The organism is Paenibacillus durus (genome assembly GCF_000756615.1).
Taxonomy (GTDB): domain Bacteria; phylum Bacillota; class Bacilli; order Paenibacillales; family Paenibacillaceae; genus Paenibacillus_AQ; species Paenibacillus_AQ durus.
Genome location: NZ_CP009288.1, coordinates 3196971 through 3214281, shown reverse-complemented (window position 1 = coordinate 3214281; position 17311 = coordinate 3196971). Strand labels below are relative to the sequence as shown.

The window sequence follows — 17311 nt, the reverse complement described above, 5'->3', positions numbered from 1 at the left end:
GCCTCTGCTATGATCTGTCTCCGTTGTTCGGTCAACGTTTCAATAACCGTTCCAAAAGAGCATCTACTTCATCGTCGGACATTTCATCAACCAGACTGTCTACTTCGGATTCCCCTGCCTGAGCGGAAGCTTCAGGCGGGATTTCCTGCTCGGATCTGCCGCCAGCGGCAATCTCCGTCCAGGAATGGATAGGCTCGGGTAAGTTGTCCTCCAATACACCGCTGATTTGCAGCAGGCCGGAAGCATGCTCCTGTTCCATATAGCGAGCCAGCTGTTCAACCGTAGTATGCTCATACAACAGCGTCGATGGGAGCTTTCCGAAGTCTTTTCTGAGACGTCTGTTCAGCTCCATCACCATGATTGAATCTACTCCATACCGCTCAAAGCTCGCTTTAGGGTCGATGTCCTCCTTATTCAGCTTGAGTACCTGGGCAAAGACAGTCTTGATATAGTCTGTTGCCAATTCGATGACGGCAGGGTGGCCTGCTGTGTTGTTTCGTTGAGGCTGGCTTGGTGCAGTCGAGCGGCTTTCCGTTTCGCTCTGACTCCGGGTGCTTGGAACGGCGAAAGTCCGGGTATGGTCAGTGAAGTTCATGCCGTCGCTCTCACCCACAAGCAGATGCGGCTCGTACACAGACAGTACCGGATTCATTCCGGCAGATTGCATGGCCTGTACCCATTCTCCGTTCGGCTCTCCCGTACGGTCATGGTCTGAGGCAGCCGTTAACGCAAACACACCGTTTCTTTTTAGCAGACGTTTGACTTGTAGAAGCCATTCCTCCTGGCCGCTTTCTATACGAGTCGGCCCGCTCCATAGAATCAGATCCCATTTGACAGTCTCGGCCAAAGAATCCTTCAGCCCGGCACACTTGTACTCTACATAGGCCGGCAAGGAGAGTAATAACTGACTTAGTTGCGGGTCAGGATCTGCGCCGATGTTAAGGATGCGTATAGCCTCCTGTGGCTTGGAATTCAAGCGTTCCTGTACATACCAGCTAATAAACGGCGCCGAAGCATCTATGAATGTCTCACGGGAATGTGCAGGAGAGCGGCTTTCCAGCAATACACGCTCAGCTTCCAGCTTCCAGCGGCCAAGCATGGACGGAGCTTCCTCCGGGCATAACTCGATCCGGCGATTAAGCTCAAACCCGAATGCTTCCAGCACCCACTTATCCGCCTTTAGCGGTACAACCTGACCGGTACGGGCGGCCAGCGCCTGCTCTACCACAAACATGCCTTCCTCCGGTTCGATCGATCCGACGCCTTGCGCGGCGAACCGCTGCTGGTAAGAATCGAAGGCGACAACTCCGACGGTTCCCCAGTACCCCCAATTATAGGTAATGACCGGATAGGACAGTTTACTTCTAAGGTATTGGGCGTAGGCATCCTTGAATGTACACCCGGCCGCATAATTGCTTTGGCCCGGATTGCCGGTAAAAGACTGGGCGGACGAGAAGAACAGCATGAAATCCAGCGGTTCGTCTTCGAAGGCCTGAGCGAGCACTACGCTGCCCTGCACCTTGGGAGCAAGCGTCTTTCTGAAAGATTCCTCATCCATTCCCGGCAATGTCTTATCCTGCAATACAATCGCTGAATGCACAACTCCGTGAATGCCGCCAAACTGCGACTTCGCCTCTGCCACTGCGGCCCGCATGCTATCCAGGCTCGTTGCATCAGCACTCAGATACAGCGCTTCACCGCCGCAAGCTTCAATCTCCTTGATCTTCTGCAGATGTTCGCTGCCTAGCTTGCGTCTGCCGACAAGGACCACCCGGGCCCTCACCTTCCTTGCCAAAAATTTGGCAAGCTCCATCCCGATGCCGCCCGCGCCTCCCAATATGAAATAGACACCCTTGGGTCTGAAAGGTGTCTGGGCAATCTCCGGCAAAGCGAGCGGGAACATCGTCGGGATCAGCCGCTGGTTCTGGCGCAAGGCTGTCACTTTACCGATAGGATGAGGCGGTTCGTTCATAATGCTATCGATGAGCCGCTTCTGGTCTTTTGCAGACGAACGAAGGACATCAAGCTCAGCAATATCAATATCCACACAACTGATGCGGAGATTCGTAAATTCCTTGGTCATGGAATACATAAAGCCGTGAATACTTCCACCGTAAGGAATAACAGAGTCTGACGGGTTAACACCGCATACGTTATTGGTAATAACCTTCACTGTCAGCTCTTCTTCAGCAAAACCGGATTTATCAAGAGTCTTGAACAGCCCGAATAGAGCCATTACTCCTTCCTCTTGGCTAATTCTTAGCCCTTCCTGTTCTCTATCCAATTCAGCCGCTTCATTGACACTAATAAAATAGAGAAGATCAATCTTCTTCATCGTACCGATGCAGCGTTCAAAGGCATTTGAATCTGTAAGATCAATGTCCCAAACGGGGCCGGTACGAGCAGGCGCGGATGGCGGGAACGTTGATCCGCCCATAACGAGCTGTACAACGTTATCCTGGCTATGAGCTTCCGCTAACCCGGAACTAATCAGCTCTCCTTGCCGTGCGGAGACAATAACGATATGCTGTGGTGCTGCTTTTGCCGCGTTTCTTGGCTCATCCAATAAAGGTGCTTTAGACCAGCCCGGGAAATATAACATACCGTCTGACAGAGAAGAGTTATTGCTGCTGTTGGCAAAAGAATCACCGGCGGCAGTTATCGTCACAAGCTCGTTATCCTTCTTGTCAGCCACACTTCTACTCATAGAAGCTTCGCCGGAGATTTCCACCCAATACCGGCTGCCGGAGAAGGGATAGGATGGCAGCGGCATCTTGTGCGGATGTCTGTTGGTATACAGCTTGTTCCAATCAAAGTTCACATGAGCTGCCCATAGCTGCGCGATTTCGGCGAACTTCTTGCTCTTGATCAATTCAGCGGCGACGATATCTCCGATACTGCCATTTAACAAGGCTTCCGCTGCGCCTCCTGCCGATAATGGCTCACTACGATGTACATTGGCTGAAGGAATGTCGTTAATGTAGGCATGCAGACCTGCGGACAACTCCTCCAGATTCCTGACAACGAAGGCTACTCTGCACGCCATGGGCTCCCTTCCTGTTTGCAGGGTGTATGCCAGCTCGTCAAGTGCGGCAAGGTGATTGGAATTGGCAGCCTTTTCTCCGCTTGGCACGGCTCCTTGCAGGCTCTGTTTGCTCTGTATTACCGCTGATCTATTAGTTGAATATAAATATTCCCCCAACGACTGAAGAGAAGGATATTGATGCAAAATCATGTGATCCAGCTCTCTTCGGTACGTGCGGTTTATCCGGCTCAGCCATTCGGACAGGACCAGAGGATCGCTGCTGTAATCGACAACAGGGTCATCGCTTTGCAAATCCTGACCCTCTATTCCGAATACTTCTCTCGTAATTTCGGACAGTGTTGCTATGATCGCTGCCTGATCACCGAATGCTGCATCGGGAACTAGGACATGCTCATCAACGCCCGCAGCTGCGATGCTGGTCGGATTATGGTCCACGAAGGCAGCCAGTTTACGGGCATATACCTGCAGCGTTTCTGTATTTCTGGCCGATAACGGTATAATATAGAACGGCGTCTCTTGCCTCGATGAGATTTCGTCAGCCTGTCTATCATTGCGGTATTCTTCAACGATGATATGCGCATTCGCTCCGCCAGCGCCGAAGGAGCTGATTCCCGCCCGGCGCGGAATGGGACGTGCCGCTCCGTCCTGATTCAGGACCGGCAGCCAATCTGTGAGCTCCCGCTGGACGTAGAAGGGCGTCTCTTCAAACCGGATATTGGGATTGATTACATCGGCATGCAGGGACGGCACAAGCTGCTTGTGTTTCATTTGCAGCAATACCTTGGTCAGTCCGGCAATACCCGCCGCGGCTTCCAGATGTCCGATATTCGATTTGGCTGATCCAATCGCGCAATACTGCGTATCCCCGGTAAATTCCCTGAATGCCTTGGTCAGACCGTTAACTTCTATTGGATCTCCTAGAACGGTTCCCGTTCCGTGGGCTTCAATGTAGCTGATCGTACGCGGGTCAATTCCCGCTTTGCGCACAGCATCTTTTACCAGATCAGCCTGCGCGTTCAGGCTCGGCACGGTGTAACCGTTAGTGGCGCCGCCGTGGTTGATTGAAGTACCTTTGATGACACCGTAAATGTAATCGCCATCCCGCTCAGCCTGCTCCAAAGGCTTCAACAGAACAGCGCCCGCGCCTTCTCCGGGCACATAGCCGTCTGCCTCTGCCCCGAAGCTGCTGCATTGCCCTTTGGCGGACAGCATTCTGAGCTGGGAAGCCATTACATATTTCATGGGATGCAGATACAGATTGACGCCGCCAGCAACCGCCATGCTGCACTCCCCTTTAAGCAGGCTCTCGCAAGCCATATGGATCGCCGTCAGCGAGGAGGAGCAGGCGGTGTCCACTGGGATACTCGGACCATTGAAATCAAATAAGTAAGAGATCCGGTTGGCAATGGACCATGGGAAGGAGCTTGGGGTAATCATGTTGCCTTTGCTCCATTCCTGCGGACCGAGCAGTTGATAGGAGTTCGTGGTAATCCCCGCAAACACGCCAACCCCGGGCAAGTTCTCCTCGCGAATTCTGCGGGAGATTCCTCCCCTCGTATAACCAGCGTCTTCCAAGGTGCTCCACACCGTCTCAATGAATATGCGCTCCTGCGGGTCCATATTTTCGGCTTCTCTTGGAGAGATATTGAAGAATAACGGATCAAACCGTTCTACGCCTTCAACGAACCCGCCCCATTTGCAATACATCTTCCCTTCCGGCAGCTCATCCGTGTTGGCATTATAGTAGGAACGGTAATCCCAACGATCTCCGGGAATCTCGGTAATGCTGTTCTTACCGGCTTTCAGATTGTCCCAGAAAGCGGATAGCTCCGCCGCCTGCGGATATCTTCCGCTAATGCCGATTATGGCAACGTCACCCGAGCGTTGCGTTCGCTCACTGCGGGAGGCCCGCAGGGATTCGCGGATGCGGTCAGGCTGTCTTTCCCGGCTCTTTCCAAACGGGCTAAGCTTCTCCCAGCCCGTGCTCTTATGGTTATTGCTATTGGACATGGACGGCTGTGCTTCAGCAAATATGCTGCTGTGATGGGCCGCTATGTAACGGGCCAATTCTCTGATCGTCCGGTATTCGAACAACAACGTCGTTGACACCGGCCCGATCTTCCTTTCCAGCATAGCGTTGAACTGCTTGACCATCACCGAATCGACGCCGTAATCCTGGAAGTTGGTATCCATATCAATTTGGGCTGCGGACATGCCGATGACTTCCCCGAAGATTGTTCTTAACAGCTCTTCGGCAGGCTCAATGGACTCCCCGAAGTCAGCGTTTGTTGGCACAGCAGTAATCGCCCCGGTTGTGAACTTCTTCGTCCCCTCTTGTGTACCCTCTTGTGTACCCTCCAGCAGCCTTGCGATACGCTCCCGGTCTCCATAAAAGATGGCATACTGACTGCCGTCCAGCCGCAAAGCCGTCTCCCAAGCTTGAAGGCCGTAAGCTGTTGGCAATGGCTCCAATCCGGACACAGCTCTCAGTACCGCCTTCTCTTCGGCTTGCAGCTGCATGCCGCCTTCTTCCCACAGCGGCCAATTCAGCGTCAAAGTCCTTCCGCCGCTGCGTAATGAGCGTGCCTTGGCAAAATGGTCCATAAAGCTGTTCGCGTATGCGTAATCGCTTTGTCCGGAATTGCCGGCGATTCCGGCTATGGAGGAGAACAAGACGAAGAGCTCCAATCCGTCGCCCGTAGTCGCCTCGTCCAAATGAATAGTGCCATAGACCTTCGCCGCAAGCACCGCCTCGATCTCGGCATCTGTTTTGCGCCGCAGCAAGGAATCCCTGTTCACACCGGCGCAGTGGATGACACCATCCAGTTGTCCCCAACGTGTTCTGATCGCGGCTAACAGGTCCAGCGTTTGCTTCTTGTCAGACACATCTCCCTGAACATAAAGGATTTCCGCCCCTTGCCGTTCCAGCTCGCGGATAACATTCGCTCCGTCTTCATTCAGCCTGGTGCGGCCGCTTAGCGCCAACTTGGGCTGTTTTACCAACCGGGTAATAGACGAGGCTATAATCCGGCCTAATCCGCCCAGTCCGCCAGTTATCAGGTAAACGCCCCCATCCTTTAACGGCAAGGGTCTGTTTCCAGACTCCAGTTCTGAAGGCACCTCTTTGAAGACTCTAACCTGGCGGACCTTTCCGTCATAGCGGATATCGGCTGAGGCGGATGAGCCTTCTTCCGCCTCTTGCCAGGCGATATCCAGCAGCTGCACTCCTGCTGCGGATAAGCCGTTCTCATAGGCGTACTGGGCAGCATCTGTAAACTCCGGACGAACGTCAACCGTTTTCCATAACCAACCCGGATGCTCCATCATTACACTTTTGGCCATGCCGCCAATTGCCGAATAGGCAGGCCGGGCGCCTTCACTGCCGGATGTATGCATATAAATCAGCTTTGTAGAGGAAGCTCCTCTCTCATTCAGCCACATCTTTCCGATGGCGAACAATGAGTAAAGGCTTCTTTGCAGCTGCCATTGCAAGCTTTCACCGCCGCTGTGCTTCCCTTCTTCCGCACCGCCACATGACCAGAGATGCAGAACTGTGCCGGGCCAAGCCCCGCGCGTCCGCAAGTTCTGGAACAGGGCCTCGTAATCTGCAGCCTGATCCGGACGGATATGGTAGATGCCATTCCCGAGTTCCTGGTAGCTTGTACCGGGAATAACCAGACTAAGCTGCCGGCCCGTCTGGCCCTCGGCGAGAAGACGGCTTTTCAGGTGCTGGTATCCGCCGGTACCGACATCAAAGAGCAGAACATGACCCGCCTCGCCAGAAGGCTGTGCAGGTCTATTCAGCTTCCGTTCCACCCACGCTTCAGTACAGCACAGGAGAGAAGACGCTAAGACTGCGGTAGATACGGCAGGCTCCCTGCGGACATCAGCACTGGTGGATATACCCGAGACTGCGTTTCTTTCCAGTTGTCTCACCTGAAGCCGCTCTAAACGAAGCAGCAAATTCCCCTCCAGATTCGTTACATGGACATCGAAGACAGAATCGTTCGGACGAGCATCGATTGCTTGTCCGGAGGACTTCGTAACGTACACCATACATATATCTTTCAGGGTTCCACGCAGCTCCAAATGGTTCAGATGCCGCGGGCTATAAACAAATAGCCGGTTGTCATCACCAGCACTTAGCAGCACTGCAATACTTTGCAGAATGCCGTCCATCAACACAGGCTGAAGCGTCAACCCGCCACGGCCCGGCTCCGGCTCTACATGATCCGATGGCAAACGGAGCTGTGCCAGTGCTTCTTTTTTCCCAATAACGATCTGCTGAATAGAACGGAATGAAGGTTCGTAATCCATACCGGCTGTCTGGAAGCGCTCGTAGCATTGTCCGCCTGTCCATTCCTTCCCGCAGCGCTGCTTAATCTCTTGCAGATTCAGTGTTTCCTCCATGCCAGAAGGTCCTGAAGAGAACGGGTTCAATAGCAGCACTCCCTGGGACAGCACAACTTCCTCAGATTGGCCATCCTTAGCTTCAACCTCATATTGCAGGTCTTCTCCGGCAGGATAAACCCTGATCAGCAGCTCCTCGATGTCGCCGTTATGGGCTGCGCGTTCAGACCACTCGACATTACGGATATTCCGGATGTGCTGCTCTACGGCCAGCCCGCCAGCCGCTAGTCCGGCTTCCACAAAGGCAAAACCCGCAATGAGTCCATTACCGTATATAAACGGCTGCTTATTCTTCAGGATACTGATGTATTTATGTTCCAACAGAGTCGAAACGTTAGTGTGAACGAGCGGATGCAATTCCTGAGTTCTCAGCGGCCCCTGCATAGGGCTGCTGCTGTGCTGGGGAAGCCAGTAGCGCTCACCGGCAAAAGGATAGGCAGGAAGCGGGAGCTTCCGCACTTGCTTACCGCTTAAGCTGGGCCAATCCACCATTCCGCCATTCACCCAAAAATCAGCGATCTGGATCAGCTTTCCTTTTGCTGCCCAATTGCGAAGCATTCCGTTCATATCCTCGTCTTGCGGAAGTTTGCCCAAGGTTGAACGGCGGTCACTGCCCTGCAGGATACCCTCCCCATAGAAATTGTCCTGGACATATGCTTGCAGCTTGGCGATTAGCTCTTTCAGGCCGCTGGCCAACAGAGCAGCTCTGGCTTCCATCGGTTCGCGGCCTGTCTGCAACGTATAAGCCAATCTCTCCATGAATCCGGTTTCGTTTTCATTCTCCTGAACGGCTGCTGTCTTCTGCTCCAAAAAATGAAGAAGCCTTTGCGCATAGTCCAGCAGCTGTTTCTCGTTTTTTGCCGACAATGGCACGATATGCACTTGTGCTTCAGCACTTCCCGTGTTCACCGGCAGTTTCGCAGAGTTGTATTCTTCGACTATGATGTGGGCGTTGGCGCCTCCTGCACCGAAGGAGCTGATTCCTGCACGGCGCGGGATGCGGGTAATCTTCCCTTGTTCTTTCAAGAACGGCTGCCAATCCGCCAGTTCCTGCTGCACATAAAAGGGAGACTCCTCAAACCGGATATTCGGATTCGTAACCTCCGCATGCAGCGACGGCACCAGTTGTCCATTCTTCATTTGCAGCAGCACCTTCGTCAAGCCTGCGATTCCAGCCGCTGCCTCCAGATGTCCGATATTCGATTTAGCTGAACCGATGGAGCAGTATTGGCGATCCTGTGTGAATTCACTATACGCTTTGGTCAGAGCATTAACTTCAATCGGGTCCCCCAGTACGGTGCCCGTTCCGTGTGCTTCAATATAACTAATCGTCCGCGGATCAATATCAGCTTTCCGCAGCGTATCCCGAATGAGCTCCGCCTGTGCACTGAGACTCGGTACAGTATAGCCGTTGCTGGCTCCCCCATGATTAACTGAGGTTCCCTTAATGACGCCATAAATGTAATCCCCGTCCCGTTCAGCTTGCTCCAATGGCTTAAGCAGCACCGCGCCTGCGCCTTCTCCCGGCACGTACCCGTCTGCGTCCACCCCGAAGCTGCTGCATTTCCCGCTGGCGGACAGCATCCCTTTTTGGCTGGGTACTATATATTTCAGAGGGTGAAGATACAGGTTCACGCCACCGGCAATCGCCATGCTGCATTCACCTTTAGCTAAACTCTCACAAGCCATATGAATCGCTGTCAAAGATGAGGAACAGGCGGTATCCACAGGAATACTTGGCCCCCTGAAATCAAAGTAATACGAGATCCGGTTCGCTATAGACCAGGGAAAAGAGGTGGATAAGGAAGTTTCCCCCTGTTGCAGTTGCTCCGGTCCCCATAATTGATACGAATTCGTAGTGACGCCAGCAAATACGCCTACACCGGGGAGCTTCCGCTCCAGATTACGCTTGGCAATTGCTTCCCGGGTGTAGCCTGCATCTTCCAGCGTGCTCCACACCGTCTCAAGGAAGAGGCGCTCCTGCGGGTCCATAATTCCCGCTTCCTTGGGTGATATATTGAAGAACAACGAGTCGAAACGGTCGGCGTCATCAACAAATCCTCCCCACTTGCAATACATTTTCCCTTTAATCGCAGCTTCCGTGTCAGGATCATAATACGAATGGTAGTCCCAGCGTTCAGCCGGAATCTCACGGATACAGTCTTTGCCCTCTTTGAGATTATCCCAAAAGACGGAGAGATCCGCCGCTTGCGGATATCGGCCGCTAACCCCAATGATCGCTACGTCCCCGGTCGTGGAGCCGGGTTGTTCCGATACTGCCGGGGTGGTGGTATGGTCAGTTGCCTGACCGGCTTGCTTAGCTGTTTGCCCAGTTGCCCGTTCAGCAACTTGCATAACAACTTCTGCCTTCGCGTCAACATTTAGCATTGAAGCTGCTTCATCATTTGAATGAAGGTGGAGCGCTTCTGCAAATTGACCGCTGTGACTCATGGCCAGAGAAGCCGCCAATTCTCGCAGAGTTCGGTATTCGAACAACAGTGTTGTGGAGACCGGGCCAATCTGCTGCTCCAACAGGTCGTTGAACCGCTTCACCATCACCGAATCAACACCGTAGTCCTGAAAGCTCGTGTCGAGGTCGAGCCTGGATGCCGGGAGCTTGATCAGTTGTCCGAACAGCTCCTTCAACAGTTTCTCAATACGCGTTGTTAACAGGCTGCTGTCAACCTCCGTCCGCTTCACGTCAGCGTGCTGTTCCTGGACAGCGCGTTCGGATTTCTTTAGCTGCTGAGCTTCGTTTTGAACCTTCAGCATTCCGGTGATCTGCTCCCGGTTACCATACAAAACAGCATACTGCGTACCATTCAGCTGCAATGCCCTCTCCCATGCTCGCAGGCCTTGATTCGTGGGCAGCGCCTCCAATCCGGCGGCTTCTTTAAGCAAGGCTTTTTCTTCATCAGAGGGCTGCATACCGCCTTCCTCCCACAGCGGCCAGATCAATGACAAAGACCGACCCTTCCGCTGCTGCGAGCGTTGGCTAGCGAAGTGGTCCATGTATCTGTTCCCGAAAGCATAGTCAATTTGTCCTGCGTTTCCGGCAATTCCGGCGATGGATGAGAACAGGACGAACAGATCCAATTCCTCGGCTGCGGTTGCCTCGTCCAAATGAAGCGTGCCACGGACCTTCGTTGCCAGCACGGATTCCATTTCCGCTTCCGTTTTGTGCTGGAGCAGCGAATCCCGATTCACACCCGCGGAGTGAATCACGCCATTCAGACCGCCCCATCGGGCCTTAATCCGGGCAATGATATCCTGTGTTTGTTCCCTGTTGGACACATCCCCCTGAAGATAAAGAACTTCCGCCCCCTGGCGTTCCAGGTCGCTGATCAGTTGTGTGCCTTTTTCATCCAGCCGGGAACGTCCGCTCAGCGCCAGCTTGGGATTATTTACCCGCCCGGCTATGGAAGCGGCTATAATTCGGCCCAAACCGCCCAGTCCGCCGGTAATAAGATAAATTCCCTCGTTTCTCAGTGGGAAAGGAGACTTGACTTCCTCTGGCAATGCGGCTTCCTTGAAATTTCTAATCTGCCGGACAGCTCCGGCATACCGAATATCCGCTGCGATTGGCGCGATCTCGCGGGCCTCTTGCCAAGCGATGTCTAGCAGCCGAGCTGCTTCTGAGGATGAGTCTTCCCCCTCGAATCCTCGCCCTTCTGCGTCAGTCTGCGACTGCACCTCCACAGTTTTCCACATCCAGCCCGGCTGCTCTTTGAGAACGCTTTTAACCATGCCGCTAACTGCAGCATAAGCAGGCTGAACCCCTGCCACGGCGGATGTATGCAAGTAAATCAGCTTTGTGGACGTTTGCAGCCCTTGGCCGAGCCAAGCTTTGCTGATGAAGAACAGGGAATACAGGCCTCGCTTAAGCAGCTGGTCCAATGAATCGGCACCACTTTGCTCTGCTTTGGCCGAATCAGAACCGGAACGTGACCACAGATGCAGCACTGTGAACGGCCATGCTCCCCGCGCCCGCAACGCTTCAAAGAGCCGATCGTAATCCCCTTGCTGCCCCGGACGAATTTGATAAATACCTTCCCCCAGCTCCTGGTAGCTTGCTCCGGGGATGACAAGGCTGGCCTGATTGCCGCTCAGCTGATTGGACCGCAAAATCTTCTTCAGATGGTCATACCCCTCAGTATTCAGATCAAAGAGCAGAATATGATTCTGCTCTTTGCCGGAATCCTCAGTACTTCCCAGCTCCCGGTTATCCCAGACTTCCGTGCAGTATAGTAAATCGCTGACGGAGGTGTCGTTACCCGCCTGCGATTCCGTATAAGGCAAGCTCTTGAACCGTTTAACGCCTTCCTCGGGAGATATTTCTTTCCTTTGGATCATTTGCAGAATGTGTTGAACATCCGGTTTATCCACGAGCCGCGCCTCCTATCCGTTGTTCAGCCTGAACCGGGTCAAGTGTTCCTTCGCTCACCTCGGTAAACAGCTTAAGCAGTTCTTTGTCGCCCAGAACGGGCTGAAGGGTCTGCGTGTTGTCTTGATAGATCGAATTGACATCAAAATCAGGTATCCAGTAGCGTTCCCGGGCAAAAGGATATGGCGACAGTGTAATGAAGGCAGGTTGATTCGCGCCATCCAACTCCGCATACAGCTCTTCCCAAGGGACGGCTGTTCCTTCCGTCCATAACCGAACAAGTTCATCAAGCCGCTTCTCCCGGATGCACTGAGATACGTGGGGGTCCCCGTAAGGTTTGCTTGTGGACGGTTTGGCCTTGCGGATATTCGAACTATACATTCCGGCAGGCTGGTTATTTTCTTCGATGTAATGATGCAGATATTGGAGCAGCTCTTCTATATCGGATACGACAAAAGCAAGGCGCTCCTCCATTGCCTCTCTGCCCAATTGCAGAGTATACGCAATGTTCTGCACCGTCAGAATATCTCTGCGGTCGGCCAGTGCTCCGGCTTGGCTGCTGCCGGCAGCACGCTCTGCTTGCAAAGCTTGCTTAAGATGATCCGCAAGACCGCTCACATAGCGCTTCAGCCCTTCTTCATCCTTCGCAGACAGGATAATCGCTTGCGGAACTCCGGCTTTAGCATCGGCTGCCTGTTTCCGGATGACACGGTTATCATATTCTTCAATGACTAAATGGGCATTGGCCCCGCCTGCGCCAAAGGAGCTGAGTCCGGCTCTTCGCGGATACGCTGTGCTTGTCCATTCTTCCAGCTTCTGCTGCACCGAGAAGGGCGTTCCCTCCAGTTTAATCCGGGGGTTAATCTGGAGGGAATGAAGGGAAGGCACAAGCTGCCTGTGCTTCATTTGCAGCAGCACCTTGGTCAATCCGGCGATCCCTGAAGCGGATTCCAGATGCCCGATATTTGACTTTACGGAGCCAATCGCGCAATGTTTTGCCGCCCCGCCGGTTTTTCCGAATACTTCGTTTAGAGCGGCAATTTCGATCGGGTCTCCCAGAGCCGTCCCCGTTCCATGCGCCTCAATATAGCTGATGGACTCAGGTTCTATCCCTGATTTCATCAGTGTTTCACGAATAACCCCGGCTTGGGCGGACGGATTGGGCACCAGATAGCCGCCTGTTTTGCCACCGGCATTGATGCCCGACCCCTTAATAATTCCATAGATATAGTTTTCATCCCGGATGGCCTCCTCCAGAGGCTTCAGCAGCACCGCACCAACACCCTCTCCATCCACAAAGCCATCCGCACCTTCCCCGAAGCTTCTGCACTCGTCGTTCCCGGAGATCATATTCATCATGGAATACCGCTCATAATGCACCGGATGCAGGATAAGGTTAACGCCTCCCGCAACTGCCGTGCGGCATTCTCCCCGGCGGATACTCTCGCAGGCCAAATGAATAGCTGTCAGAGACGAGGAGCAAGCGGTGTCAACAGCCATACTGGGCCCCAAAAGATTGAAAAAGTATGAGATCCGGTTAGCTATGGACCAGTAGGAGGAGCGGGCAAAGGTCTTGCTGCCGCTAGCCGTCGCCGCCCCGCCCAGCCACTCGTAATGCGAATTCATCGCACCGGCAAAGACACCGACCTTATGCTCATCCTTTGCCCTTCTTGCGCTTGTATATCCCGCATCCTCAAAGAGCGACCAGACCGTCTGCAGAAATTGCCTTTCCTGCGGGTCCATCGTTTCCGCTTCCGCCGGTGTGATATTGAAGAAGAGCGGATCGAAGGTGTCGACTCCCTCAATAAATCCGCCCCATTTGCTGTAGCTTTTGCCTGATTCATGGCGGTCCGGGCTAAAATGTACGGAAGAATCCCAGCGCTCGTGCGGAATTTCCCGAATCGCGCTGTCCCCCCGCCGTAAGAGCTCCCAGAATTGCTCCTGCGTCTCTGCTCCGGGGTATTTTCCGCTTAAACCTATGATCGCTATGTCCTGTGATGAGCTTTTTGGCAGAGCTTCAGACCGTACAGTCACAAGTTCAGCGCTAGAAAGACCCTCGTGGTGATAATCACTGAACAGCAGAGCAGGATCTTGTCCCGGCAGCGGCTGTGTTGCCTTCTCCGGCGACTCTTGAACCGGATTCCCCGTGAAATACAGGGCATAATGATTACTGAAGAACTCGGCTAAAGCGTCAATCGTCTTATACTCAAAAAGAAGCGTGGACGACTGGGTGCCCAATTGCTGTTCAAACTGTTTGTTGATGTCCATCACGACAAGCGAATCGACTCCGTAAGTCTCAAACGTAGCATGAATATCAAAATCCGCTTCATTCATATGCAATACATCGGCAAAGACCCGCTTAACATACTTCAGGGCTTCTTCACGGACATTCCGGACATGATTCACAACTTCCTTTCCCGCCGTCTCTGCCATAGGAGCGGGATGGGATAACACCGCAGCCTTAGGCTTGGGTGAAGCTGGCAGCAGCGGTGCAAAAGAAGACCGCTCAGCAGCAGCGGAAGATGCCAATAACTTAGTTTTAGTATTTCGCTTCAGAACGCCATCGCTTACGGCGATTATAACCGCTTGCTCCAGACGTTCCGGCTCGGTATCGGTAAATCCGTGTACACTTATGTCTCTATAACCGTGCTTGTTCAAGAGCTTGCTCCATGAAGCAACACTCAGCAGCGGAGACCCTGGCAGCCTGAGCCCGGCGTCGTTAAACAGCCACCATCCATCGGTCAACCCAAAGGTAAGGGTGGAAAAGACTTGATTGGCAGTCAATTCGTTGATGACGATCAGCCCGCTGGGTTTGAGCAGTGTTTTCAACTGCTGGAGCGTGTTCCCGACATCTTTTGTGGCATGAAGTACGTTCGTTGCCAGAACAAGATCGATACTTCCAGCCTCCAACCCCTGCGGCTGCGGCTCATTCTCCGCATTAAACAGGGTAAATTCGATGAATGGATACTGGTCCCCATATTCCCGCCGGCCATGCGCAAGGAAGCCTGGGGATATATCCGTATATACATATTGAACATCCGCTTGAACCGATTGCAGAGCCTCAAGCACCCAGCGGCTGGTTCCCCCTGTGCCTGCACCCACCTCAAGAATGCGGATAGGTCTGCCCGTATGCTCCTTGCTGCGCAGCTTCACATACCGCTGGACCGTGTCAGCAACCAAACGGTTATAATAATCTGCGGCATAATGCCCTTTATAAATATCCTCCACCAACGATTTGGACCCCTTAGGGAACATAATCTCTACAGGATTAATCCGTCCGGTCAGAATGCCGGGATAACTTTGAAGACATGCCCACAGCAGACGGGTAAAAGCTCCCAGCTCAGGATAGCTGTCCAGCAACTGATCCCGTCTGGATGTTAATTTCTGTTCATCGAGCGGCAAATCTTCGGTTGGCGAATAAGAACTTCCCCGCCAGATTAACACCGTCCCCTCTTGCTCCAGCAGCCCTTGCTCGGTGAGCAGGGCGATTATGCTGTCAAAGAGACGGAAATAGCGCCCATCTATACCAAGCCGGGTTCTTAACTCATCTCGCTCGAACTGTTGTCCTCTTAAGGCGGTCAAACCAAGCAGCCGCAGCGAACGCACAAGCAGATCGACAGCCAATGCTTCAAGCCCGGCCAGAGCCTCCCGCTGGCGGTTCAATAGCAACGGATCAGACTGCACTTCAGGCAGCCAAAATCCCCCATGTCCAAGAACGGAAGCAGACTGCTGCGGGAGCACCTTATATTGTTGTTCCAGCACAGCACCCATCTGCCGCATCGCATTTGGATCAGCCTTAACATAAGCCACCTGGTTGAAAGGCGAGGTCAAAATCCGTTCAATGGCATCCATTCCTTCAGCCGGTTGGATGGAGAATATGCCCTGTGCCTCCAGACGTTTGCTGTACTGCTCACCGGAGACGGCGCCGACGGTGCCCCAATATCCCCAGTTTACAATCTTGACCGGATAGGACCTTAAGTCATTTAAATACTGGGCAAAAGCATCTTTGAACGTACAAGCGGCCGCATAATTGCTCTGTCCCCTGCTGCCAATAAACGATTGGGCCGAAGAGAAAAAGAGCATGAAATCCAGCGGCTCGTCCTTGACGGCCTCGTTCAAAATCACACTTCCGCTTACCTTCGGTCCCAGCGTTTTCCGGAATGTTGGCTCATCCAGATTGACCAATGTCCGGTCTTCCAGCACAATCGCCGAGTGAATTACACCGTTGATGGTTCCAAAACGCTGCTTTGTGCACTGAACGGCCTGGCGCATGTCCTCAATATTCATCGCATCGGCCTGAACATAAAGAACTTCACCGCCCAAAGCTTCAATGTCTTTAAGCTGTTCCGCCAGTTCTCCGCCTAGCTTCCGCCGGCCTACAAGAGTGATCCGGGCTTGCAGCTTTTCGGCAAGGTAACGGCTTAATTCAAGTCCAATCCCGCCTGCCCCTCCCAATATCAGATAGACCCCGTTGTCTCTGAACAGTGTAAGGTTATTCTTGGACAAGGCAGCCGGAACCAACGTGCGAACATATCGTTGTCCTTGCCGAATCGCCACTTCATCACCTGAACGTCCCGGTTCGGATATAACACTGGAAACCCATGCCGATGACGGGATATGAAGCTCATGGCCAGCCTCAGCGAGATCAAGATCAATATATTTTAGCTGCCAATGCGGGAATTCCTTGCCTGCTGACTTGACCAATCCATGCAAAGCGGCATATTGCGGTCTGATGCTAACATCGGCTTCCACTTTGAAGGTATTGGCAGTGACCACTTTAATCTCAATAGGGTCGGATGCATACGTTTGTGCTGACAACACTTTAAGAATTCGGAATAAAGATATAACACCCAGCTCTTCAGCGAGCTCTGTTTCCCGGATGCTGTCAGCCTGCTCAGAATGATGATGTAAGCCTGCTAAGAAATACATAGCGGCGAGACCTGAGGTTCGGAACGTATCCAGTACATCTTTCAGTGCTGAAGCATCCCTAGTGTCAAGGGACAGCCATTCTCTGCGTACCGGATATTCATCGGCAGAAGTTCGCACAAATCCTGAGTCCAATTGTACCACTAGCGGTGCAGGACCATCTTGTGCAAGGCCGGAATAATGCTCTTTCAAGGCCAGTGCTGCTGCTGTATCTTCTGGTGACGATACAATGAGAATTCCGCCCTTGCGCGATGCTTCTGGACGATTTTCCACTTCAGGCGCTTCCTGCCAATCCGGGACATAATAGGAGCTTTGGTCTTTCTGTTCTTGATGCTTTGGCTCCCGAACCGTCACGCCGTACAGCTTGATGCACACTCTGCCCGCATCATCTGTGATCGCGATATGATATTTGTGCTCCGCCGCTTTCTGAACATAAGCGTATCCGCTCTTTCCAACTGAAGTTATCATGTCCATCCGCTCAATGGAAAAAGGCATCGCCATCGTACGCTGTTCATGCTGGCCTGCAAAGGCAAACCCGGCGATGG

At 53.1% G+C, this 17311-nt stretch carries 2 protein-coding genes (1 of these 2 running past the window's edge); both read right to left on the bottom strand.

The annotated features are described in order from the left end of the window. Positions 1-31 precede the first annotated feature (31 nt). Entirely contained in the window at positions 32-11842 is an 11811-nt protein-coding gene (locus PDUR_RS13650; protein ID WP_042206752.1) for an SDR family NAD(P)-dependent oxidoreductase, read from the bottom strand. Continuing rightward, a protein-coding gene (locus tag PDUR_RS28775) for an SDR family NAD(P)-dependent oxidoreductase (protein ID WP_042206751.1) crosses the window boundary here: on the bottom strand, positions 11835-17311 show its final stretch. 9652 nt of this gene lie beyond the right edge of the window; 5477 of the gene's 15129 nt are visible here — the last part of the coding sequence; its start codon lies off the right edge, out of view; its stop codon occupies positions 11835-11837. Before PDUR_RS28775 ends, PDUR_RS13650 begins: the two co-directional genes overlap by 8 nt.